This is a genomic window from Burkholderia lata (assembly GCF_902499335.1).
GTDB lineage: Bacteria > Pseudomonadota > Gammaproteobacteria > Burkholderiales > Burkholderiaceae > Burkholderia > Burkholderia lata_B.
The window spans coordinates 117,954-140,622 of record NZ_CABVQK010000015.1 but is presented as its reverse complement, the minus strand read 5'-3'; the positions used below and the strand labels follow the sequence as shown (position 1 = coordinate 140,622).

Here is a 22,669-nt window from a genome sequence, read left to right as displayed (position 1 = left end):
GCGGCTCGCGAACGAATTCCAGCCCCCGCCCGATATCGCACGGCAATCGCGGACGAATCCGCCCGAGCGCGTACACGGGTCGCGGAATTGCAAGCCGCCGCATGGCGTGATTTCGTTTCGATGTGTTTCAGTCGTTGCGGCGGCGCGCGGCGCGCTTCGACAATATTGGCCTCAACAATTCGGGCACGAGGACAACACATGAAGCAGATTCGCGCGACGGGCCGACACCTGGCCTCGGCAGGTATCGCGTTCGGCATCCTGGCAAGCGGTACTGCGCACGCGCAGCTCGACCTCCAGTCGCTCGGCGCATCGCTGCTCGGCGGCGGGCAGCAGCAGGCGGCGCCCGCGCAGGGCGTCGTCGCGCAACTGCTGCAGGCCTATGTCGGCGCGAACCAGCAGGTGCTGACCGGCCAGTCGTCGCTCGCGTCGTCGATGGGGCTGACCGGCGCGGCCGGGCAGGCGCAGCAGGCCGCGAGCCAGCTGGCCGGCGGCGACGCGCTGACGCCGGCCGCGCTGTCGCAGATGGGCGGCGCGCAGCAATCGGTGTCGCAGGCGCTCGGCCAGGCATTCGCGAGCGGCGGCGCGACGCACGGGCCAATCGACAAGCAGGCGTTCAGCAACGGCCTCGCGTCGCTCGGGCAGGGGCTCACGCAGTATTCGCAGCTGCAATCCGGCCTCGGCAATCTCGGCTCGACGAGCGCGGCGTCGCTGTTGCAGTCGGGCTTGAATCCGCAGAACATGCAGGCTGCGTCGTATATTGCGCAAAGCGCGCCGGGCCAGTTGCAGTCGCTCGCCGCGACGCTCAGCCAGGCCGTGCAGTTCGCGACGAGCCAGGGCATTTCGGTGCCGTCGGTCGCATCGTCCGCGCTGAAGCTGCTGCCGTAACGTTGTGCGGGGCGGCGCGCGATGCGGTGCCGGCATCGCGTGCGACGACGAAGATCGCCCCGCCCAACATGGGGATTGCGCGCGATGCTATCGTGGCGTGTCCCTTTTTTCGGTGCAGGTTCATGACAGACTCGTTTGACCTCTCGCGCTATTTCTCCCGCATCGGCTACGACGGCCCGGTCGAGCCGACGCTCGACGTGCTGCGCCGGCTGCATCTGCTGCACCCGCAGGCGATTCCGTTCGAAAACCTCAATCCGCTGACCGGTGCGCGCGTCGCGCTCGACCTGCCCTCGATCGTCGACAAGGTGATCGCGCATCGCCGCGGCGGCTACTGCTTCGAACTCAACAAGCTGTTCTACACCGCGCTCACGACGATCGGCTTTCGCGTGACGCCGATGATCGCGCGCGTGCGCTGGATGCTGCCGCCGGAAGTGGCCTCCGCGCATACGCACATGCTGCTGCGCATCGATCTCGACGGCGCGGCCTGGCTCGCCGATATCGGCTTCGGCAGCGCGACGCTGACCGCGCCGCTGCGTTTCGTGCCCGACGAGCGGCAATTGACGCCGCACGGTACGTTCCGAGTCGTTGCCGCCCCGGTTGACGGTGAATTTGAAATGCAGATGGAGACGCCCGACGGCTGGCAGACCACCTACCGCTTCCAGCCGAAGCGGGTTGAGTGGATCGATTACGACGCCGCGAACTGGTTTACGTCGACGTACCCCGAATCGATCTTCCTGCATAACCTGATTGCATGCCGCGTGCTGCCGGAGGGCCGCGCCGCGCTGCGCAACACCACGCTGACGATCCGCGATGCGGCGGGCGGTGGGCGCGCCGTCACGTTCGACGACGCGGCCGCCTGGGGCGCGTGCCTGCGCGACACGATCGGCATCGACACGACGGGATTCGATCTCGACGCGCTGTTTGCGCGGCTGGCGGCGCGAACAGCGGCGTCGGACGTGCGCGGCCCGGTGACGAACGGGCAGCCTGCCGCGCGCTGAGGGTGACGGGGCGATTGCGCGGCAACCGTCCCCAGGACTACGCCATCTCGCCGCAGCCGCGCACGACTGCGGCCGGCTGCATCTGCGCAAGATGGCGCAGTGGTTTCGTGACCATCGCGACGACCGCGGGCGCGAGGAGTACGAAGAACGCCGCGAGGGGCGTCAGCACCGGCACCGACGCGAAGCCGGCCAGTGCCGTCATCGCCGTCGACACGGGCAGCAGCGCGTATCCGCGGATCGCGCTCGTCAGGCCGGCGATGGGCGTCAACGACCTGATCGAGTGCCGCGCGGCGCTGTTCAACACTGCGCTCATAAGCTTGGAGGCAACGGGCCGGGACGAGCATGTGTGTGCGCTCGACTCCGTTCGGTTGCCCCGTTTTGCCCAACTAGCGCTTGGCGTATTCAGATTCTACCGACGTGATATGCGGATCAAACGATACAGGTACACCGCCTATCGATAGGTATACAGAATATTGAACGCTTGTTCCGGTTCCATGAATAACTGCAGACCACCATTGGCCGTCATGCCCAGATATCGGGGTGGGATTAAAATTAGTAAACGTGGAATTTACGTCTCCGCGAATTCCTGTAATTGAAATGCTCGGCTGTTGGTTGATTGAATAAACGCGCCAAATAATGGTGTCCCCGTCTTTGCAGTATGTGAGCAATTCGTCAGTGCCCTCGGTTTTGTAATTTTGGGCGGCGGGGTATGTGGTGTCGGAGTCGTCCGCCATATATACGAAGTCGCCAACGGTTTTGTTTCCAATTCCTCCATTGTTTGCTTCGAGTGCGCCAGTTGTATTTACCGCAACAAGCACATTGATGGTGTTTGACATGATGGCCTCTTTGAGTAATGGCTAAGTTACCTATCCATTCTCAGGACAGGATGCGAAATTTTTGAAAAACTTTCCTGGTGCCTGGTCGAAATGCAAAGGCTCTCATGGGCGGGCCAGGTAATTCATGAATCGGCGAAATTTGCTGTCATTCAGGGATTTGGTGTCCCACTCCGGGGCGGTCACGGGTGAATCAAGAAAGATGAAGCTGAAGCCGGACCCGGCGGCCTGGGCATTGCCGTGACAACCCATGCAGCCGCCCATGTTAAGGCTGTTCCCGTTGTGGGAAACGTTGGTCAGGTTGCTTCCGCTTTTTGTGAAATCGGAAATGGTAAACTTTTTATTCCGGAAGTCATCAAACTCTCCACTGAACCGCTGGAGATTGTAGTCGGTTTCGATGACGCTATTGGCTTGGTAGTAGGTTGATCGTGGGAATCTGTCGATTCCGGGAATCTTTTCTCCAAGCGGTGTGTTTTGAACATTGATGAGCTTGTAGTACAGCCAGACGGGCGGCGACTTGAAATTCCTGGACGCCGCATATGACCGAATCTTGTCGTGGGCTTGCTTGTTGGTGTTTATTATTTCGTCCGGTATGTCATTGATTCTTTTATTGACGAGAATTATCCCGCCATCGAGCAGGCCGGAACTGTGATCTTTGGTGTCTTTGATGTTCTGATAGTAAAGCTGTTTGTTTGGTGTGGCAGGGTAACTTCCCGGGCGCGCGAATGTTTGGGGCATGTCAGGGGTGGCGTTGTTGGAGATGACGTTAGGCGTCATCGGTGTTATGTTCTTCAGTGCACTCTTGTAATTTCCATCTTCATCTTCGACTGCATTCCCGTCGGCATCCGTTATATTGTCCGCCTGCTCGAATGTCGTATAAATGAAATAAGGGGCGGATTTGGTTTTTCTGATGATATGCAATCCGACAAGCCCCATGACTTCATCGGTAGCCTTGATGTGTTTCCCGTCGTCCTGGCTTTCGTAGTGGCGTGTCAGGGTAGTATAAAAACGTCCGGATTTTATTTCGTCGGGAGTCAATCTTCTCCATGCCGCCTTGATTTCGATGGAGTCTATGGGGAGGCTGACGCACCTGGCTTTAGAAGGATTGCCATCGCAATTGGTAGAACCGGCTACCGGGTCGCGCTTGTATGCTTTGACGAATTCGGCTGTTGCCTGGAATATGGTTGGGGTAGATCCTGTCGGATTCGACCATCTTGGGTCGGGGGCTAGCGGATTCCACCATTTGTTTGCGGTAATGTACCTGTATTCATTCCTGTTGGCCTTTGCCATGAAGAGAATTTGTGCATTTTTATCCAGCGGCATGCTCGACACGACGCCGGCATAAATTTTATTCAGGCCGATCTGGCTGTTCTCGTCGAGATTGATCCAGGGCGTCGGCCCGGAAGAGCGGGCGACATTTCCTTGGCCATAATTGTAATTCGGCCTGTCATCGTAGCCGTAATCGCTGGCGGCTCCCTTTGCGAAGGCCGTGGAATTGTCTGTTGGGAATATTTCTACTTTTCCGCGAAAAGTATGCCAGACGAGAGGGTCTTTGTACTGGGGGTCGCCAAACGGCAGACTCGTATCGGGATAATCTCGCTTTAGATTATTGGTGTCTTTTGCAAGTGCGGGCCAGTTCAGCGCAATAAACTGATTCCAGGCAAAAGCGGCGGCCTGTTGCAATGTTGCGTGCGGCGCATCGGAATTATTGAGGTCCTCGGGGAGCGAGGAACGGATCTCGATCGGATTTTTCGCATCCTCGTCAGAGGAACTGCTCATCCCGATGGTTGGGTAAATCGTGAGCGACACGCCCCCCGCGATCAGCATCGCAACGCGCAGTAAGCGGACGTGGCATTTTCCGGGCTGCAACATATTATGCGCTCCTGATCGAAGATTCCTGGTTCTGATAGTGCTGTTTCCGAGGGCCGCAAGAAAATTCTCCGTTGCGTGTGGACGCTATACCTGCCCGCAAACGACAGTCCCGGGCCCTCGCCCCGTTCGTGGTGATCCCGAGTCACGCGAAATCGCTACCTGTGCCCGTCCTGAAGACTATTCGTCGCCGGACCGGGTGACCGGATTGCCAAGGAACGCCTTGACATCTTCAGCGGATGCCTTGGGAAACATTTTTTCGATGAGCTGCTGATTGGCTTTATAGAAATTTCTGATGCCGCCTGCGAGCTGAAGCGAATAATCGAGAGATACACGATGCACATCGTCGCTCACGGGCTGCGTTCCAGGCGGTGGCGGTTCCGGCGGCATCCCCGGTCCGAATGGTGTCCCCGAAGGGATATTGCGGAACCACCATGCAGTGACATAATCGGATGCCCCGTTGGGCGGAATCATGCTTGCACTCAACGGCCACTGGGAAGTCGAGTGACACGACATGCAAGCCGATTTCGGGTTGTCGACCGGGCCGTTAAGGCGGTTCTGATAACCGTAATGGGGCAGCTTGACGTCCGGATTGAGCCACGTCTGGGTCAGCTTGCCGGATCCGGAGTAACCGGGATCATTGCCCCACATGACACCGACGGGATAAACCTGTTCCCAATTCCTCAGCGGCTTCAGTTTCGGTCTCCCGTCGCCGACAGCGAGTTCCGAACTCTTTGACAGACTCGTTTTCGGTGGCTTGCCGCCTCCGTAGACAAAGGTACCGAATACCCAACCGGTGGCCGTTGAACGGTTGTCCTTCACTGCAATGTCGATCTGCAGCAAGCGAACCGTCGTGACACAGCGCTTGCTATCCAGCGTCGGGTTTTGCTCGTGCACGTCGCAATAAATATAGGCCTTCCATTCGGGCGCGCCTGCGAGATAGGGAACCTCGTTAGGGGTGGCCGTCGTAAAAAGCAACTTCCCCGAAACGGTTCCTTCAGGAAAGATTGCGGCATTCGGATCGGGCTTCCCACGATCCTGCCAGACCTTTCCGAACGTGACGCCGCCCGGTGCGTTGTAGAAACCGACCGCGTAGTTATTCCAATATGACGTTTGTGTTTTGGCGAGTTCGAGCGGTTCCGATACACGTTCCCGCGTCAGCCCATGGATGAACTCACGCCCTTCCTTGCCGTGATCTTGCCAAGGGGCGTGATACCAGGCGCGCCTCGAATTGAGTTCTGGATCGAAATTGTATTCGCTTTCCGCGGGGTTCCCCCGGATATTCCCTTCATAGAAATAGGTGAGAGCCGAAAGAATGTAGCGTTTGGTGTCGGTAATTGGATCGTATTTAAGCCATGGCCGGTAATCTTTTTTCACTTCATTGGGGTAATTCTGCGACAGCTTGAAAACGTGTCCAGGCCAGCCCGGCAACGGGTTCATCAGCGCATCGCAGAATGGTGTCGTCGGCGTGTCACATTCACCGCTTTCGACGCCTTTTGCATTCGCCGGCAGAGCGGCGCCGGTCGCCGCTATGAAAGTGCCCGCGTATATCGCCGCTGCCGCCCAGTGGGAAACACGCCAACCTGAACTCGAGACATTGCTGACATTCATGGAAACTCCGGGGCTGTATTGTTTAATTTTTTAACGACAAGCGTAATGGATCGACGGAAATCGCAACATCGCATGCGATCATGTCAACGAATGCCGGAATAGTTTCGAAAAACGTGAAACTCGACTTTTACTGAATTCAGATATGGAAAATTCAGACTAGTTTGCGCATGAGTGCTTTACAACTATAATTTTTGGCAAAAAGGACGTCGATCGTTGAGCATTATGAGAGGGAGCCCATATAGTGGGTTGCGGCGATTTACATTGGTATACGTGTTGTCGCGATCGCCGCGATCGCAACGGCCAAACCCGGCTACTCGCGCGTTCGAGCCAGCGCATCAGACGCGCCTCGCCGCCGGGCAGTTCGACCGCGTAGCGGCCGGCGATCGGCAGCACCTGCGTCTGCTATCCATTCGGCCGCCCCGGCAATTGACTTTTGCTAGATTGCTAGCATACTAGCCTCCATGACCGACGAAGAAGTGAAGCAGTTCAACGTGTACCTGCCGCTCGGCCTGATCCGGCAGGTCAAGCATCGCGCCATCGAAACGGAGCAATCGCTGTCCGCGTTGGTGGCCGACGCATTGCGCGCGTACCTGGCCGCGCCGCCGCCGGGCGCGGGGCCGTCCACCAAGGAGGAGTGACATGTCATCCGAGCGAATCGAAGCCGTGTACCTGACCACGCACAACTGGGGCAAGTCGGCCAAGTTCTTCCAGGCGCTGGGCTTCACGCTGGAGTTCGAAACCGATCACCACTCGGGCCAGCTGCGCGGCGGCGACGGCCCCTTCCTGTTCATCGCCGAAGTGCCGCCGGGCGAGACGCCGGACATGCAGGTCGTGCTCAAGGTGGCGGATGAACAGGCGGTGCAGCCGCAGCCGATCGTCGACGTCGTCACGCCGTTCGAGGACACGCACTGGGGCACGCGCGACATGACCGTGCGCGATCCGGACGGCCGCGTGTGGCGCCTGCAGGCGCCGGGCAAGCAGGGCGCGTGAGGCGGCCATGACCGAACCCCGCGAAAGCGCCCCCGACAGCACGGCCGCGCGCGTCGCGCTGTGGCGCGCATTGCACGTCGAACTCGACGCGCCGCCGCATGTGCTCACCGACGAAGTCGGGCTGCAACTGCTCGCGCCGGAACCCGGCTGGCAGCAGCGCGGCGACATGGATCCGCAGTTCACTCGGCCGTTCCGCGCGTCGATCGTCGCGCGGGCGCGCTTCATCGAGGATCTGGTGGCCGAGCAGGCCGCGCGCGGCGTGAGCCAGTACGTGATCCTCGGCGCAGGCCTCGACAGTTTCGTGCAGCGCCGGCCGGACATGGCGTCGCGTGTGACCGTCTTCGAAGTCGACCCGCCCGCGCCGCAGGCCTGGAAGCAGCGCCGCCTGGTCGAGCTTGGTTTCGGCGTGCCTGACTGGCTGCGTTTCGTGCCGGTCGATTTCGAGGCGAAACAGTCGTGGCGCGCTGCGCTCGTCGGCGCGGGCTTCGATGCCGGCAAGCCGGCGGTCGTGGTGTCCACCGGCGTCAGCATGTACCTGACGCACGAAGCGAATGCGGCTGCGTTGCGCGAAGTCGCGTCGCTCGCGCTGGGCTCGACGCTCGCGATGACGTTCCTGTTGCCGCTGGAGAATGCGGATCCCGACGTGCGTCCGGGGCTGGAAATGGCCGCGAAGGGTGCGCGCGCCAGCGGCACACCGTTCATCAGCTTCTTCATGCCGGCGCAGATCCAGGCGCTCGCGCGGGAGGCCGGCTTCGCGCAAGCCGCACACGTATCGGCCGCCGAACTGACGCGCCGTTACTTTGCCGATCGCACCGACGGCCTGCGGCCGCCGAACAACGCGGAAGAGCTGCTGGTCGCGACGGTCTGAGCCGTCGCGACCGTAGCGACCATCACGCCCGTTCGAGCACCGCCATTTCCCGCACGACCACGAGCAGCACCGCGAGGCTTGCGCCGCCCGACGCGCGCAGGTCCGCGAGCAGGTGTTCATAGCGCGCGAGCGCGGCTTCGCGGCGCGTGCGCCACGCGCCGACGATCGTCTCCGGCGTGGTCGAATCCGGCGATTCCGCGAGCGCGCTCGTCGCCAGCGTGCGCTTGAGGCGCGCGACTTCCGCGAGCGCGGCCGCACGCGCCAGCATGTCCCAGTGCGTCGGCGTCGGCAGCGTTGCCGCCCGTTCGCCGATCCAGCTGTAATTGAGCAGCGTACCGAGCGAGAAATAGACGCCCGCGACGAGTTCGAGGCTGCGGTTGCTGGTCGCGGCCACTTCGGCGATGTCGAGCAGCGCGGCCGAGATGTCGCCGCTCGCGACGCGCACCGCAAGTGCGCTGTCGACGCCGGCTTCGACCAGCACGCGCTGCCGCTCGGACAGCGCTTCGAGATCGTCGGCCGGCAGCAGCGACGGCAGTTGCGGCGCCAGCCGCTCGGCCGCATCGCGGCAGCGCGCGATCAGCTCGGCGACGCCGCCGTCGGCCACCGCGCCGGATTGCAGGTGCCGCAGGAACCACAGCGCCGCACGCTCCAGCAGCCGCGCGACGTCGACGAACATGCGCGCCTGCACGTCGTCGGCGACGCGGTTGTCGAGCGCGTCGATGTCGCGCCACACCGCATCGAGGTCGAACACGTCGCGCGCCATGATGCACGCCCGCACGATGTCGCCGGGCTGCGCGTCGGTTTCCTCCATCAGCCGGTGCACGAACGCGCAGCCGACGCGGTTCACGAGCGCGTTGGTCAGGTGCGTCGCGAGGATTTCGCGGCGCAGCGGATGGCGGCGCATCGGTTCGCTGAAGCGCTGTTGCAGCGGCTTCGGGAAGTAGTCGACGAGCATCGCGGCCACCAGCGGATCCTCGGGCACGTCGGATTCGAGCAGCGCGTCGTACAGCCACATCTTGCTGTACGCGAGCAGCACCGCGCGTTCCGGCGACGTGAGTCCGAGCTTTGCGGCCTGGCGTTCGGCGACTTCATCGTCGGTCGGCAGGAATTCGATCACGCGGTTCAGGCGGCCTGCGCGTTCGAGCCAGCGCATCAGGCGCGCCTCGGCGTCGAGCAGTTCGACCGCATAGCGGCCGGCGATCGACAGCGCCTGCGTCTGGTAGTAGTTGTCGCGCAGCACGAGCAGCCCGACTTCGTCGGTCATCTCCGCGAGCAGCGCATTGCGCTGCTTCTCGGTCATCTCGCCGTCGGACACGACGAGCCCGAGCAGGATCTTGATGTTGACTTCGTGATCCGAACAATCGACACCGGCCGAATTGTCGATCGCGTCGGTGTTGATGCGGCCGCCGCGTTGCGCGAACTCGATCCGGCCGAACTGCGTGCAGCCGAGGTTGCCGCCTTCGCCGACCACCTTGCAGCGCAGGTCCGTGCCGTTCACGCGCACCGCGTCGTTCGCGCGGTCGCCGACCTGCAGGTGGGTTTCACGCGCGGCCTTCACGTAGGTGCCGATGCCGCCGTTGTACAGCAGGTCGACCGGCGCCTGCAGGATCGCACGGATCAGCTCGGCCGGCGGCAGCGCGTGCGCGTCGATGCCGAGCGCGGCCTGCACGGCCGGCGACAGCAGAATCGTCTTCGCGGTGCGCGGGTAGACGCCGCCGCCCGACGAGATCGACGCCGGATCGTAGTCGGCCCAGCTCGAGCGTTCGAGCGCGAACATGCGCGCGCGTTCGGCGAAGCTCGTCGCGGGATCGGGGTTCGGGTCGAGGAACACGTGCCGGTGATCGAACGCGGCGACGAGCCGGATATGCGGCGACAGCAGCATCCCGTTGCCGAACACGTCGCCCGACATGTCGCCGACGCCGACCACCGTGAAGTCGGTCGTCTGCGTATCGATGCCCATCTCGCGGAAGTGCCGCTTCACCGATTCCCACGCGCCGCGCGCGGTGATCGCCATCTTCTTGTGGTCGTAGCCGACCGAGCCGCCGGACGCGAACGCGTCGTCGAGCCAGAAGCCGTATTCGTGCGAGATCGCGTTCGCGTAATCGGAGAAGGTGGCCGTGCCCTTGTCGGCGGCGACGACCAGGTACGGGTCGTCCGGATCGTGACGCACGACGTCGGGCGGCGGCACGATCGCGTTGCTCACCAGGTTGTCGGTCAGGTCGAGCAGGCCGCGCAGGAAGGTCTGGTAGCACGCGATGCCTTCGCGCATCCACGCTTCGCGATCGCTCGGCGGCGGCGGGTTCTTCACGACGAAGCCGCCTTTCGAGCCGACCGGCACGATCACGACGTTCTTCACCATCTGCGCCTTCATCAGCCCGAGCACTTCGGTGCGGAAATCCTCGCGACGATCCGACCAACGCAGGCCGCCACGCGCGACGCGCCCGCCGCGCAGGTGCACGCCCTCGACACGCGGCGAATACACCCAGATCTCGAACATCGGCTTCGGTTCGGGCAGGCCCGGCACCTTCGCCGGATTGAACTTGAACGACAGGTACGGTTTCGATTCGCCGTTCGCGTCGAGCAGGAAGTAGTTCGTGCGCTCGGTCGCGTTGATCACGCCGAGGAACTGGCGCAGGATGCGGTCCTCGTCGAGGTTCGGCACCTGGTCGAGCGCGCCTTCGATCGCCTTCAGCAGCCGCTCGGCCTGCACGTCGCGCGTGTCGCCGGTGGCCGGGTCGAAACGCAGCAGGAACAGCTCGACGAGCTGCCGCGCGATCGCCGGGTTGCCGGTCAGCGCACGCTCGATATAGGCGTCGCTGAAGGTCGAGCCGACTTGCCGCAGATACTTCGCATACGCGCGCAGGATCGTCACTTCGCGTGCGCTCAGGTGGGCGCGCAGCACGAGGCGGTTGAAGTCGTCGTTCTCGATCCGCCCGCTCCAGATCTGGTCGAACGCATCCTCGAACAGGCCCTTCACGCGCTCGATGTCGAACTCGGTGTCATCCGTGAGCTCGAGGCCGAAGTCGTGTACCCACGCATGCGCGGCATCCTGCGTCTGGATCCGGTACGGCCGCTCCTCGTCGACGCGCACGCCGAGATGCTCGAGCATCGGCAGGCTGCGCGACAGCGCGATCGGGTCGCCCGCGCGATAGACCTTGAAGCGGAACGCACGCGCCTCGGCCTCGATCGGCCGGTACAGGTTCATCGCGAGCTGCCCGGAATCCTTCACGCGCTCGATCAGCTCGATGTCGCGCACGGCGGTGCGCGCCGGATAGTCGTCGCGGTAGCCGGCCGGGAACGAGTCGGCATAGCGCTGCAGCAGGCGGTTGCCTTGCTCTTCGCCGAATGCGTCGAGCAGCGCGTCGGCGAGATCGTCCTGCCAGCGGCGTGTGACCTGCACGAGCCGCGTTTCGAGCTCGCGCGTGTCGACGTCGGGCATCGTGCCCGGTTCCGCGTGTACGACGAAATGAATGCGCGCGATCGCCGATTCCGACAGCAGCGGCGTGAATTCCACGTTCACGCCGTTGTACGCATCGATCAGCAGCTTCGCGATGCGCCGGCGCAGGTCGGTGTTGTACTTGTCGCGCGGCACGAACACCAGGCACGACACGAAGCGGTCGAAGCGGTCGCGGCGCACGAACAGGCGCGTGCGCTGGTGTTCCTGCAGCCGCAGGATGCCGAGCGCGATGTCGTAGAGCTGGTCTTCGTCGGCCTGGAACAGCTCGTCGCGTGGATAGGTTTCGAGCACCGTCACGAGCGACTTGCCGAGATGTCCCTTCGGCAGGAAGCCCGCGCGCCGCACGATGTTCGCGCACTTGCGGCGCACGATCGGGATCTCGGCGCTCGACACCATGTAGGCGGTCGACGTGTAGAGCCCGATGAAGCGGCGCTCGCCCGCGACCTTGCCATCGGGGCCGACGAGTTTCACGCCGACATAATCGAGATAGCCGGGCCGGTGTACGGTCGCCCGCGAATTCGCCTTGGTGAGGAAGATCGGCCACGGACCGGTGATGATGTCGGCGGCGGCGGTCGGCAGTGGCGTCACGTCGGGCGCATCGGGCGCGCGCAACGATTCGCGCAGCAGGCCGAAACCCGAGCCTTCGATACCGCGCAGCCCGAAGCCGGAACTGTCGGATACCAGCGCGTAGTCGCGCTGGCCGAGGAACGTGAAGTGATCGGCGGCCATCCATTCGAGGAACGCGCGCGCCTCGATGTCTTCCGCGGTCGATTCGCGCGCCTTCATTTCCTTGATCGTCGCGCGTGCGATGTCGACGATCTTCGGCCAGTCTTCCACCGACGCGCGCACGTCGCCGAGCACGTGCGCGATGTCGTTGCGCAAGGTGTTGAGCAGCGCGGCGTCGCCGCAGCGGTCGACTTCGAAATGGATGAACGACGCGAGCTGCGACTGGCCGTCGCCGGGCGTCGCGCCGCCCGCATCGACGCGTTCGATGCCGCCATCGCGGCCGCGCCAGATGCGGAACACGGGGTGAAGTGCCGAGTGCAGCGCGAGCCCGAGGCGGTTGACGGCCATCGTCACCGAATCGACGAGGAACGGCATGTCGTCGTTGACGATTTCGATGACCGTGTGGTCGGAATGCCAGCCGTGCTGTTCGACGATCGGGTTGTACACGCGCAGCCGTTCGCTGCCGGGCACGAATTTCTGGGCGGTCTGCCAGTGCGCCATCGCGGCGCCGTAGAGATCGGCGATGCTGCGGCTCTGCAGATCGTCGGCATCGACGAAATCGTAGTAATGACGCAGGAAGGGTTCGACGATCCGGAACGTGGCTTCGGGCAGGCGCCCGCGCGCGAATTCGACGACGTCCGAGAGCAGGTGTGCGACGACTTCCTCGTTCTTCGCTTCCATGGCGGTCTCCTCGTCGGGTGGCCATCGGCTGCTGCGTCTGTCCGGCATTATGCGCCGATTGCGTGACAAAGCGATGTGCGGGCGCACAACGAGTGGTGGCCTGGGGAGGCCGCGTGCAGCGCCCGTCGCGGGCGCTGCAGCGTGTGAGTCAGAGCAGGGCACGCAGCGTCGAAGCGACGCCGCCGTTGACGCTCAGCGCTCGTCGCTCCACAGCTTGCCGGCCGTCGCCCAGTTCTCTTTTTTCACGTCGGTGAGGATGATATCGACCGAGCCGGGCTCACAGCCGAGCGTCTCGCACGTGACGCGCGTGATGGCTTCGACGAATTCGCGCTTCTGGTCGACGGTGCGGCCTTCGAAGAGCTGGATATTGAAAGTCGGCATGACGGAGTGCTCCGATGATTGGGGTGAATGATTCGTGGGAAGCCGGCGGTGTCAGTCGCGATACGTCGGGTCGATCCGGTCGAGCCGGCGCAGCAGCGCCGGCCATTCCAGTTCGCCCTCGATCGCGCCGCCGTCGCGCAGCTGTTCGGCAGTTCGGTCGGCGACGGCCGGGTCGGGCAGCACGAGCGGCCCGCCGCCGGCCTGCGCGCGCACCTGGATGTCGCACGCCTTGATCAGCGTATCCATCAGCACATAGGCTTCGGCGACGGTGCGGCCGACCGTCAGCGTGCCGTGGTTGCGCAGCAGCATCGCGGATTTCATGCCGAGGCTCGCGGTCAGTCGCGCGCCTTCGGCCGGCGAGAACGCGAGCGCCTCGTAGTCGTGGTACCCGAGGTCGCCATGAAACCGCAGCGCGTGCTGCGACGCGGGCAGCAGCCCGTCGCGCTGGATCGATACGGCAATGCCGGCCGTATTGTGCAGATGCATCACGCACACGGCGTCGGCGCGCGCGGCGTGCACGGCCGCGTGCAGCGCGAAGCCCGTCACGTTGACCGCATGCTCGCTGTCGCCGATGCGGTTGCCGGCCAGGTCGATCTTCACGAGATTCGACGCGCGAACTTCATCGAACGTGAGGCCGAACGGGTTGATCAGGAAGTGGCCGGGCTCGCCGGGCACGGTCGCGGAAAGATGCGTGTAGATCAGGTCGTCCCAGCCGTTCAGCGCGACGAGCCGGTACGCGGCGGCGAGGTCGACGCGCATCTGGCGTTCGGCGTCCGTGATCGGGCCGCCGGGTTTCACGGCATCAGGACGGTGTGCGAATGACGACATCGGGTTCTCCGAAGGTGAAGCGGCGCGCGACGATCACCGTGACCCACGACGCGAGCGCGAACGGGGCCGTGAACGCGGGAATGCCGGCGCGCGTCGCGAGCCACTGGATCAGCGCGGCCAGTGCGGCGGCCGCGAGCGCCGCGCGCGGGCCACGCGGCATCAGCGCGAGTGCGGCGAGCGCGCCGTTAAAGCCGAGCAGGCCGTCGGCGAACGACGCGCCGCTCGCGCCGAGCGCGACCAGCAGCACGGTCGACACGATCGCGCCGCCGAGCGCGAACGCGGCCGCGCGGCGCGATGCGAAGGCGAGGCCGGCGACGATCAGCGCGCCGGCCCATGCGCCTTGCGCGAAGGTGGTCTGGGCGACGCCGGAGAGCAGCGCATCGGCCGAGGATGAAAACGTCAGCGCCGGGTCGGCCGCCGCGCCGCCTGCATGTTGCAGTGCGACAAACGGAAACCACAGCGCGGTGACGATGAGGCACGGGCTCGAATACGGGCACTGGCGCCAGCGGGCGAGCGGCACGCGCATCGCGCGCTGCACGAGCGCCGCGCCGATCGAGGCCAGCGGCACCAGCGCGACGGCGGTGAGTTGATGGGGCGCGAACAGCACGGCGATCAGCGCGGCGAGCGCGCCGTTGAAGCCGTGCAGCCCTTGTTCGACGTCGCGGCGCGCGGCGCCCGTCAGCACGGCCGTCATGCTGGCGGCGGCCGAGCCGACCAGCGCGGCGCTCGCGAGCCGCAGGTCGGTCAGCGCCAGCGCGGCGAGCAGCAGCGCACCGGTGAGCGCATTCGCCTGCAGCACGATCTGCCCGATGCCGCGCAGCAGGATACGCAGGTCGATCGACGGCGGGACGGGGCGGGCGGTAGGCATGATGGCGGCGGAACAGGACGAGCCGCGAGCATAGGCCACAATCCCGTGCACCGGAATAGGGAATTCTGGATAGTCAGGATTTGTGGTCGATGCCCCGAAACGGTGAATCCGGATGTCGATTCGTGCCCGAACGCCGCGCCGTTAGGCCATTCGGCGGGGCTGCCCGTTTGGGACTCGGATACCGGCGGTGGCCGGCACTTTCGTCGAGCGATCTGTGCCACGATGTCCCGCATCGGGAAAACCGGGAGGCGGAACGATGCGCGAAGTGCGTTGGGCGTCGCTCGAAGGCGACGGGGTCGAACATCTGACATTCGACCGGAGCGGCGGCGGGATCGTCGTCGAAAGCGCGGTGGTCGGCCAGCGGTACGGGCGTGCGTACGGGCTCGCGTATCGCGTCGAGTGCGACGCGCACTGGCGCGTGACCTGCGCGGTGCTCAAGGTGATGGGCGGCGGCACGCTCGAATTGCGCAGCGACGGCGCCGGCCACTGGCACGACGGCTCGGGCCGCGCACTGCCGGCGCTCGACGGCTGCATCGACATTGACATCGCGGCGACGCCGTTCACGAATTCGCTGCCGATCGGCCGCCTCGGGCTCGCGCGTGGCGAGCGGCGGCCGATCGACGTCGCGTATATCTCTACGCCCGACCTTAAGGTCACGCCGGTCAAGCAGGCCTACGCGTGCCTCGAGCCGGGCCGGCGCTACCGCTACGAAGGGATCTTCCGCGACTTCACGGCCGAGATGGAGATCGACGACGACGGGCTCGTCGTCGATTACGAGACGCTGTTCAGACGCCTGCCGGCGCCGGCGATGCGCTGAACCCGGGCCACGGCCGGGGCGAGCGCCGGCCGCTCCTGCGCGGACGCGAAGCGGTCGATCCGCGACGCGATCATGTCGGGATGGCGCAGCACGATCCAGTGCGTGCCGTCGATTTCCTCACGCACGTGGTCGCCGAGCCAGCGGTCGAGGTCGACCGACATCTCGGGCGTCACATAGCGGTCGCGCACCGGCACCAGGATCTGCACGGGCGCCTGCGCGTACCGTTCGCGCGGCTTGCGTGCCCGAGCGAGGAAGTTCGCGCGGTACAGCTGCAGCCCGTTCAGCGCGTTCTTCAGTTGCACGGGGTCGCGCTCGGCACGCACGCGTTCGGTGAGCTGCAGCCAGCGCGGCCACAGTGCCGCACCGCCGAGCCGCCATACCAGCGACGGCACGAGCGGCAGGTGGAAGAACGCGATGTACCACGACTTCAGGCTCTGCTTGAGCCGCATCTTCGCGCGGAACACGTGATCGAGGCACGGGCCCGAGATCGACGTGTACGACGCGATCCGGCCGCGAAACGCGGGGTCGGTCACAGCCTCCCAGCACTGGATCGAGCCCCAGTCGTGGCCGACGAGGTGGAACGGCCGGCCGCCGCAGGTCGCGTCGGCCACCGCCTTCAGGTCGCCGGCGAGCCGCTCGAGCGTGTAGTCGGCGCGGCGGCGCGGTGCATCGGATGCACCGGCGCCGCGTACGTCGTATGCGATCACGCGGTAGCGCTTCGCGAGCCGCGCGCGGATCGGCGCCCACACGGCCGCCGAATCGGGGTAGCCGTGCACGAGGATCAGCGGCGGGGCGCGACGCGACCCGCTTACGTAGACGGCGAGTTTCACGTCGCCGGACTGGACGGTCAGCATCTCGTGGGCGCGCGCCATGGCGTCATGCCTGCGGAACCGGGTGCAGCGGCACGCGGCGCGGGGCGGCTTGCGCGGCGTAGCGCGCATTGGTCGCGTCGATGTTCTCGAGCAACGTATCGAGCCCCTGCAGGTACTGGTGATTGTCGTGGTCCCACGGGTGGAAGCCCGGGCGGAAGTAGTCGAGCCATTCGCGCGCGATGCTTGGAAACACGCCGTGCTTCGGGCTGTACAGGTACTTCACGAGGCGCCACATGCCGCCGAACTTGCCGTGTTCGCGACGGTGCGCGCGCATCAGGCGCACGTGGAAGTCGAACACGATGGTCCAGAAGAACACGGTCGTCGTCAGCATCGTGCCCGTGCGCAGCAGGTAGCTGCCGAGGCCCGGTTTCATCACGGTGGTCCATACGTCGTACGACACCGCCTTGTGCTCGGTTTCCTCCATCGCGTGCCACATCCACATCTGCTGGTAGCCTTCGACCGAGCCGTCGATCCGGTGCTCGTGGCCCGACAGCAGCTGGTTCGCGAGGATCGCCGTGTAGTGCTCGAGCGCGATCGTGATCGCGAGCTGCATCGAATGCGGCAGCACCTTCTTGAACCAGCCGAGGATCGTCCACAGGCGCTTGTCGAGCTTGTGCGCGGGCAGACCGGACGACTGCAGCAGGTCGTTGTATTCGATGTGCTCGCGCGTATGCATCGCTTCCTGGCCGATGAAGCCGAGCACCTGCTTCTTCAGTTCGGGATCCTCGATCTGGTCGCGATAGTTGCGCACCGAATCCATGAAGAAGCGTTCGCCGGCCGGGAACAGCAGCGACAGCGCGTTCATGAAGTGCGTGACCGGCACGCCCTGCACGTGCCAGTCACGTGCGCGTTCGGGGGGCAGCGCGAAACGGATGTCGCGCCGCACGGGCATCATGTTCGGGGTCGTCATGATTGTTCTCCTCCCTGATTGCCTGCATTGTTGTAGGTGGCGTGCAGCGGGGCGGCCGCCGGCGTGCCGCGCGCGGCGTCGCGGCGGGCCCTCGCGGCCTCGCGGCGCGTCGCGAGCACGACGAGCGCCTGGTACGTACACGGCAGGACGCGCGCCATCCAGTCCCCGGCCTTCGCATCGCGGCCGATCAGCACCCGGCGCTTGTTCCGGCGTACACCGGCGAGTATCGTGCGCGCGGCGTCGTCGGCGGTCGTGATGAAGAACTTCTCGAACGTGTCCCGGCCTTGTTGCTCGCTCGCGACCATGAAGCCGACCATGTTCTTCGAGACGCGGCTGGCCTGCGCGATGTTCGTGCGGATGCCGCCCGGATGCACGCAGGTTGCCGACACGCCGCACTTCATCATGTCGAGTTCCTGGCGCAGCGATTCGGTGAAGCCGCGCACCGCGAACTTGGTCGCGTTGTAGCCGCTCATGCCCGGTTGCGCGAAGATCCCGAACAGGCTCGACGTGTTGATCACGTGGCCGTCGCCCGATGCCTTCAGGTGCGGCAGGAACGCCTTCGTGCCGTGCACGACGCCCCAGAAGTTGATGTTCACGATCCACTCGAGATCGCTGTATTCCATCCCCTCGATCGTGCTCGACAGCGCGACGCCCGCGTTGTTGAAGATCAGGTTGACCTTGCCGTGTTCCTTCGCGGTGTCGTCGGCCCACGCGAACATCGCTTCGCGGTCGCCGACGTCGAGCACGCGCGTCGACACGCGCACGTTCGGCGCGATCGTGCGGACGATCCGCTCGGTTTCGGCGAGGCCGACGGCGTTCTTGTCGGCGAGCGATACCTGGCAGCCGGCCTGCGCGAGCTGGATCGCGAGCGAGCGGCCCATGCCCGAGCCGGCACCCGTGATCGCGGCGACCTTGTTGGTGAAATCTCTCATGTCGGTTGCTCCTTGTCTGGCTCAGGCCGCTTCGGCGGACGTGGAAGTCGAAGCGGAAGCGGCGGGCGCGGTGGCGGGCCGCGCGGTCGTGTCGTGTTGCGGCGTGCGATACGCGTGGTAGTCGGCGATCGAGAAGTGCGCGGTCGCCTGGCGGAAACGCCACGTGAAGCCCGGCCACAGCGTCGTGTTCTTGCCGGTGCGCGGGTCGAGGTACCAGCTCTTGCAGCCGCCCGTCGACCAGATCGCCTTCTTGAGCCGGCCTTGCAGGTCGCTGTTGAACTGCGCCTCGACGAGCGGGCGCACCTCGATCGCATCCGCACGTTCGCGGCGCATCGCCTGCAGTGCGCCGAGGATGTATTCGATCTGCGACTCGATCATGAACACCATCGAGTTGTGGCCGAGGCCGGTGTTCGGGCCGACGATCATGAAGAAGTTCGGGTAGCCGGGCAGCGTCGAGCCGAGATAAGCGTGCGCGCCGTCGCGCCACGCGTCGACGATGTCGAGCCCGCCGCGGCCGACGATCGCGCCGCGCGGGAACGGATCGGCCACCTGGAACCCGGTGCCGTAGATCAGGCAGTCGACTTCATGGCGGCGGCCGTCGGTTGTCACGACCGCGTCGGCTTCGATATGGTCGATACCGGTCGTGATCACGTCGACGTTCTTGCGCGACAGCGCCGGGTAGTAGTCGTTCGAGATCAGCACGCGCTTGCAGCCGAGCGTGTAGTTCGGCGTGACGGTCTTGCGCAGCTCCGGATCGGGAATCTGTTTGCGGATGTGGCGCAGCGCGAGCTTCTGCACGTTCTTCATCAGCGACGGATGGATCGCGAAGCCGAGCACGCGCGATTCGAGCATCCAGTAGATGCTGCTGCGCACGGCCTTCTGCGTGAACGGCAGCGTGCGGAACAGCCACTTCTCGAGCCCGGTCAGGTTGCGGTCGGGCTTCGGCATGATCCACGGCGGCGTGCGCTGGAACAGCGCGAGTTCCTTCACGCGCGGCGCGATCTGCGGCACGAACTGGATCGCGCTCGCGCCGGTGCCGATCACCGCGACGCGCTTGCCTTCGAGCGCATAGTCGTGATCCCAATTCTGGGAGTGGAACGCGCGGCCCTTGAAGTTCTCGACGCCGGGAATCGACGGCAGCGCGGCGCGCGACAGGCCACCCATCCCCGATACCAGCACGCGCGCGGACAGCCGCTTGCCGTTCGCGAACGTGAGGTGCCAGCGTTGCGCGGCCTCGTCGTACTCGGCGCGCTGCAGTTCGTGGTTCAGGCGCAGGTGCGCGCCGATCCCGAAGCGCTGCACGCAGTCTTCCAGATACGCGCGGATTTCCGGCTGCGGCGCGAACATGCGCGTCCAGCGCGGGTTCGGCGCGAACGAGAACGAATAGACGTGCGATTGCACGTCGCATGCACACCCGGGGTAATGATTGTCGCGCCACGTGCCGCCGACCGACGCGGCCTTCTCGAGGACGACGAATTCGGTTACGCCTGTTTGACGCAGGCGGATCGCCATCCCGAGGCCGGCGAAGCCGGTGCCGATGATGGCGATGTCGATGGTTTCGTCCAGGCCGTCGTGGCCGGGCGGACCGAAAGGCAACGTGCGAGCATTCATCCGGGTGTCTCCGATTTGGCTCATTTTCGAATGTTACATTGTTTGATGTAACGATAGTGGGTGAGCCCGGAAACCGCAAGAGGCTAGAAGCGGCGCTCTAAGGGCCGGAAGCCAGGCGGGAAAAGGCTGAGCGGGGTTTGGAACGGGCCGGTTTCCGCATCGCGGGATGCGCGGGAAGGGCCGTCGACAGGGCGAGAGAGGAAGCAGGCGAGACCGCCGGCACGCGGCGGTCTGTTTGAAACGGTATCAGGGACGGATCGATCGAGCGGACGTCTCATGGAAAACCCCGGCCACGATCGTGACCTGCGCGAGCGCGTAGAGGCCCCAGATCAGGTAATCGATGCCCGGAAAGCCGCCGAGAAAGCGGCCGACGCCGATCAGCGTATCGGAGCCGACGAAGATCAGGCTGCCGACGGCCACCAGCGGGCCGCGCGTGCGTGCGGCGAGCGCGAAGCTCGCCATCGCGCACAGCACGAGCATGTAGACGGCGACCGGTGCCAGCAACTCGCCGAGGTGCGGAAGGAAGGCCGCGTAGAACGCCGGCGCGGCGATCCACAGCCCGACCAGCGCGAGGATGCGCCAGCCGTGCGGCCGCGCGCGCCAGCGCATGAAGATCGCGCAATAGCACAGGTGCGTGAGCAGGAACGCGCCGAGGCCGAGCACGAACGACAGCGGCCAGTCGGGCAGCGCGAGCAGCACGTCGCCGAGCACGGCCGTCACGAGCGCCGCGCAAAGCCACGCGCGTTCGCGCGGCGCACCGCAGGTGCTGCCCGCCGCGAGCAGCAGGATCCCCATCGCGGCTTTCGCGGCGGCCTGGCCGGGATAGGGCGCGGCGGCGAGCGACAGCCCGTACAGCAGCGCGGCGACGACGGCGAGCGGCCAGAGCCGGCGGTAGGTGGCGGGAAGCGTGGCGATCAAGGCGGGTGTCTCCGGTTTGTTGTTGTCTGCGGTGGACGGCGCGCCGTCGAGGGCGCGGCTGTCGGCCATTATCCGGAAGAAAGGGCGAGCGAAAACCGGCGAATCCTTCTAGGAAGCGACCGGGATCGCCGTGCACAGGAGTGCCCGCCGGGGCCGCGATCCCGCATTGCCGGGTTTCGATGCCGGGGCGCGGCCGCCGGATTTCTCCGCGCGTTGCCCCGGCTGAACCGGGGCAACGACTTCAATTCGGCTTGCTATGATCGCCGCGGTGTTGCCGTTCCCGTTGTGGTTGTTGCTGTCGTTGTCTCGCCCGGCCGCGCGACTGGATGCGCAAGCCGGTGCGTGCCCGATGAATCCATGCCGTGCCCGGCCCGTGCGCTCATGCGAAGCGGGGTCGGCCGGCCCCCCACGAAAACAGGTCCGACCATGACCGAACTTCTCCACGGCGACGGTGCGATCCGTCGCACGACGCCGTACGGCTCGTCGATCGAAAACACCTATGCGGGCGTGTTGTCGTTCATGCGCCGCAACTATTCACGCGAGCTCGACGGCGTCGACGTCGCGATCTCCGGCGTGCCGCTCGACCTCGCGACGACCTACCGCTCCGGTGCGCGGCTCGGCCCGGCCGCGATCCGTGCGGCGAGCGTGCAACTCGCGGAGCTTCATCCGTATCCGTGGGGTTTCAACCCGTTCGACGATCTCGCGGCCATTGACTACGGCGACTGCTGGTTCGACGCGCACAACCCGCTGTCGATCAAGCCCGCGATCATCGAGCATGCGCGCACGATCCTCGGTTCCGGCGCGAAGATGCTGACGCTCGGCGGCGATCACTACATCACGTATCCGCTGCTGGTCGCGCATGCGGAGCGCTACGGCAAGCCGCTGTCGCTGATCCATTTCGACGCGCACTGCGATACGTGGGCCGACGACGATCCGGACAGCCTCAATCACGGGACGATGTTCTACAAGGCCGTGAAAGAAGGGCTGATCGATCCGGCGACGTCGGTGCAGGTCGGGATTCGCACGTGGAACGACGATTTTCTCGGGATCGAGCGGCTCGATGCCGCGTGGGTGCATGACCACGGTTCGCGCGCGGCGGTCGAGCGGATCGTCGACATCGTCGGCACGCGGCCCGCGTACCTGACGTTCGACATCGATTGCCTCGACCCGGCGTTCGCGCCCGGTACGGGGACGCCGGTCGCGGGCGGGCTGTCGTCCGCGCAGGCGCTCGCGATCGTGCGCGCGCTCGGCGCGGTGAACCTGGTCGGCGCGGATGTGGTCGAGGTTGCGCCTGCATACGATCACGCGGACATCACCGCGATCGCGGCCGCGCACGTCGCGTGTGACTTGCTGTGTCTGTGGCGGCAGAAGAAGGTGGCGGGGACGCTGAAGTAAGTCAGCATGCCGAGGATGCGCGTACCGCTGGAGTGGTGCGCGCGTCGCCGGGTCGATGCGCCGTGAGCTGTTCGCATGCCATGGGGCCGGCGAAAGCAGTCTTCGCGGATTTCCAGGAAGGGACCTTGCCGACCCGTTTCCGTTAGCGACTTCAGCGGAAAGTCATAGCGTGGCTGATTCCGTACGCCAACGAGGCGTTGGCGTGTCACCGATGATGTG

The 22,669-nt window shown here is 65.1% G+C and carries 19 protein-coding genes and 1 pseudogene; 7 read left to right on the top strand and 13 right to left on the bottom strand.

The genetic code is table 11. The features are described 5' to 3' along the window. Nucleotides 1-198: 198 nt before the first annotated feature. Both BCO18175_RS31635 and BCO18175_RS31630 read left to right on the top strand, forming a co-directional pair. Complete coding sequence (locus BCO18175_RS31635; protein WP_174968889.1) at nt 199-885, top strand: hypothetical protein; 687 nt, start codon at nt 199-201, stop codon at nt 883-885. A gap of 122 nt (nt 886-1,007) precedes the next feature. After that, the gene (locus BCO18175_RS31630; RefSeq protein WP_174986737.1) at nt 1,008-1,883 is read left to right on the top strand and encodes an arylamine N-acetyltransferase family protein; all 876 of its coding nucleotides are present in this window, start codon (nt 1,008-1,010) and stop codon (nt 1,881-1,883) included. Between the two features lie 37 nt (nt 1,884-1,920). Here BCO18175_RS31630 and BCO18175_RS31625 read toward each other — a convergent pair. The 4 genes and pseudogenes from BCO18175_RS31625 to BCO18175_RS31610 all read right to left on the bottom strand — a co-directional run. Next, a pseudogene (locus BCO18175_RS31625) lies at nt 1,921-2,154 on the bottom strand (multidrug effflux MFS transporter); the annotation flags it as partial. Between the two features lie 115 nt (nt 2,155-2,269). Continuing rightward, nucleotides 2,270-2,719: a hypothetical protein gene (locus BCO18175_RS31620; protein ID WP_174986735.1), complete on the bottom strand. Its 450-nt coding sequence runs from the start codon at nt 2,717-2,719 to the stop codon at nt 2,270-2,272. Nucleotides 2,720-2,821: 102 nt separating this feature from the next. After that, on the bottom strand, nt 2,822-4,588 hold the full coding sequence (locus BCO18175_RS31615) for a hypothetical protein (protein WP_174986733.1): 1,767 nt from the start codon (nt 4,586-4,588) through the stop codon (nt 2,822-2,824). Between the two features lie 177 nt (nt 4,589-4,765). Continuing rightward, on the bottom strand, nt 4,766-6,196 hold the full coding sequence (locus BCO18175_RS31610) for a hypothetical protein (protein ID WP_174986731.1): 1,431 nt from the start codon (nt 6,194-6,196) through the stop codon (nt 4,766-4,768). Nucleotides 6,197-6,657: 461 nt separating this feature from the next. Here BCO18175_RS31610 and BCO18175_RS31605 point away from each other — a divergent pair, with 461 nt between their 5' ends. Genes BCO18175_RS31605 through BCO18175_RS31595 form a run of 3 tightly spaced genes read left to right on the top strand, consistent with a single transcriptional unit; the run spans nt 6,658 to nt 8,054 of the window. Then, nucleotides 6,658-6,834 (top strand): ribbon-helix-helix domain-containing protein, encoded by a 177-nt coding sequence (locus BCO18175_RS31605; RefSeq protein WP_089475130.1) that lies wholly within the window; start codon nt 6,658-6,660, stop codon nt 6,832-6,834. Nucleotide 6,835: 1 nt separating this feature from the next. Continuing rightward, nucleotides 6,836-7,186 (top strand): VOC family protein, encoded by a 351-nt coding sequence (locus BCO18175_RS31600; RefSeq protein ID WP_174986729.1) that lies wholly within the window; start codon nt 6,836-6,838, stop codon nt 7,184-7,186. A gap of 7 nt (nt 7,187-7,193) precedes the next feature. Beyond that, entirely contained in the window at nt 7,194-8,054 is an 861-nt protein-coding gene (locus BCO18175_RS31595; RefSeq protein ID WP_174986728.1) for a class I SAM-dependent methyltransferase, read from the top strand. 22 nt (nt 8,055-8,076) lie between these two features. Here the strand turns inward: BCO18175_RS31595 and BCO18175_RS31590 are convergent, their stop codons facing one another. The 4 genes from BCO18175_RS31590 to BCO18175_RS31575 all read right to left on the bottom strand — a co-directional run bounded on the left by BCO18175_RS31590 (nt 8,077) and on the right by BCO18175_RS31575 (nt 14,995). Continuing rightward, nucleotides 8,077-12,918, bottom strand: coding sequence for an NAD-glutamate dehydrogenase (locus BCO18175_RS31590; protein ID WP_174986726.1), 4,842 nt, complete (start codon nt 12,916-12,918; stop codon nt 8,077-8,079). A gap of 192 nt (nt 12,919-13,110) precedes the next feature. Beyond that, complete coding sequence (locus tag BCO18175_RS31585; protein ID WP_069251875.1) at nt 13,111-13,299, bottom strand: 4-oxalocrotonate tautomerase; 189 nt, start codon at nt 13,297-13,299, stop codon at nt 13,111-13,113. Nucleotides 13,300-13,350: 51 nt separating this feature from the next. After that, entirely contained in the window at nt 13,351-14,127 is a 777-nt protein-coding gene (locus tag BCO18175_RS31580; protein WP_174986724.1) for a class II aldolase/adducin family protein, read from the bottom strand. Further along, on the bottom strand, nt 14,102-14,995 hold the full coding sequence (locus BCO18175_RS31575; protein ID WP_174986722.1) for an urea transporter: 894 nt from the start codon (nt 14,993-14,995) through the stop codon (nt 14,102-14,104). Before BCO18175_RS31575 ends, BCO18175_RS31580 begins: the two co-directional genes overlap by 26 nt. Nucleotides 14,996-15,251: 256 nt before the next feature. Here BCO18175_RS31575 and BCO18175_RS31570 point away from each other — a divergent pair, with 256 nt between their 5' ends. Beyond that, entirely contained in the window at nt 15,252-15,812 is a 561-nt protein-coding gene (locus tag BCO18175_RS31570; protein ID WP_174986721.1) for a putative glycolipid-binding domain-containing protein, read from the top strand. Here BCO18175_RS31570 and BCO18175_RS31565 read toward each other — a convergent pair. The 5 genes from BCO18175_RS31565 to BCO18175_RS31545 form a co-directional block, all read right to left on the bottom strand. Next, nucleotides 15,767-16,684, bottom strand: coding sequence for an alpha/beta fold hydrolase (locus BCO18175_RS31565; protein ID WP_174986719.1), 918 nt, complete (start codon nt 16,682-16,684; stop codon nt 15,767-15,769). The two genes, BCO18175_RS31570 and BCO18175_RS31565, sit on opposite strands and share 46 nt — an antisense overlap. 4 nt (nt 16,685-16,688) lie before the next feature. After that, nucleotides 16,689-17,594 (bottom strand): metal-dependent hydrolase, encoded by a 906-nt coding sequence (locus tag BCO18175_RS31560; RefSeq protein ID WP_174916582.1) that lies wholly within the window; start codon nt 17,592-17,594, stop codon nt 16,689-16,691. Beyond that, nucleotides 17,591-18,526, bottom strand: a complete 936-nt coding sequence (locus BCO18175_RS31555; protein WP_174916581.1) for an SDR family NAD(P)-dependent oxidoreductase — start codon at nt 18,524-18,526, stop codon at nt 17,591-17,593. Before BCO18175_RS31555 ends, BCO18175_RS31560 begins: the two co-directional genes overlap by 4 nt. Nucleotides 18,527-18,547: 21 nt before the next feature. Beyond that, nucleotides 18,548-20,137, bottom strand: a complete 1,590-nt coding sequence (locus BCO18175_RS31550; RefSeq protein ID WP_174986717.1) for a flavin-containing monooxygenase — start codon at nt 20,135-20,137, stop codon at nt 18,548-18,550. Between the two features lie 246 nt (nt 20,138-20,383). Continuing rightward, entirely contained in the window at nt 20,384-21,055 is a 672-nt protein-coding gene (locus BCO18175_RS31545; RefSeq protein ID WP_174986716.1) for a lysoplasmalogenase, read from the bottom strand. A gap of 426 nt (nt 21,056-21,481) precedes the next feature. Here BCO18175_RS31545 and speB point away from each other — a divergent pair, with 426 nt between their 5' ends. Beyond that, on the top strand, nt 21,482-22,450 hold the full coding sequence (speB, locus tag BCO18175_RS31540) for an agmatinase (RefSeq protein WP_174986714.1): 969 nt from the start codon (nt 21,482-21,484) through the stop codon (nt 22,448-22,450). Nucleotides 22,451-22,669: the final 219 nt, after the last annotated feature.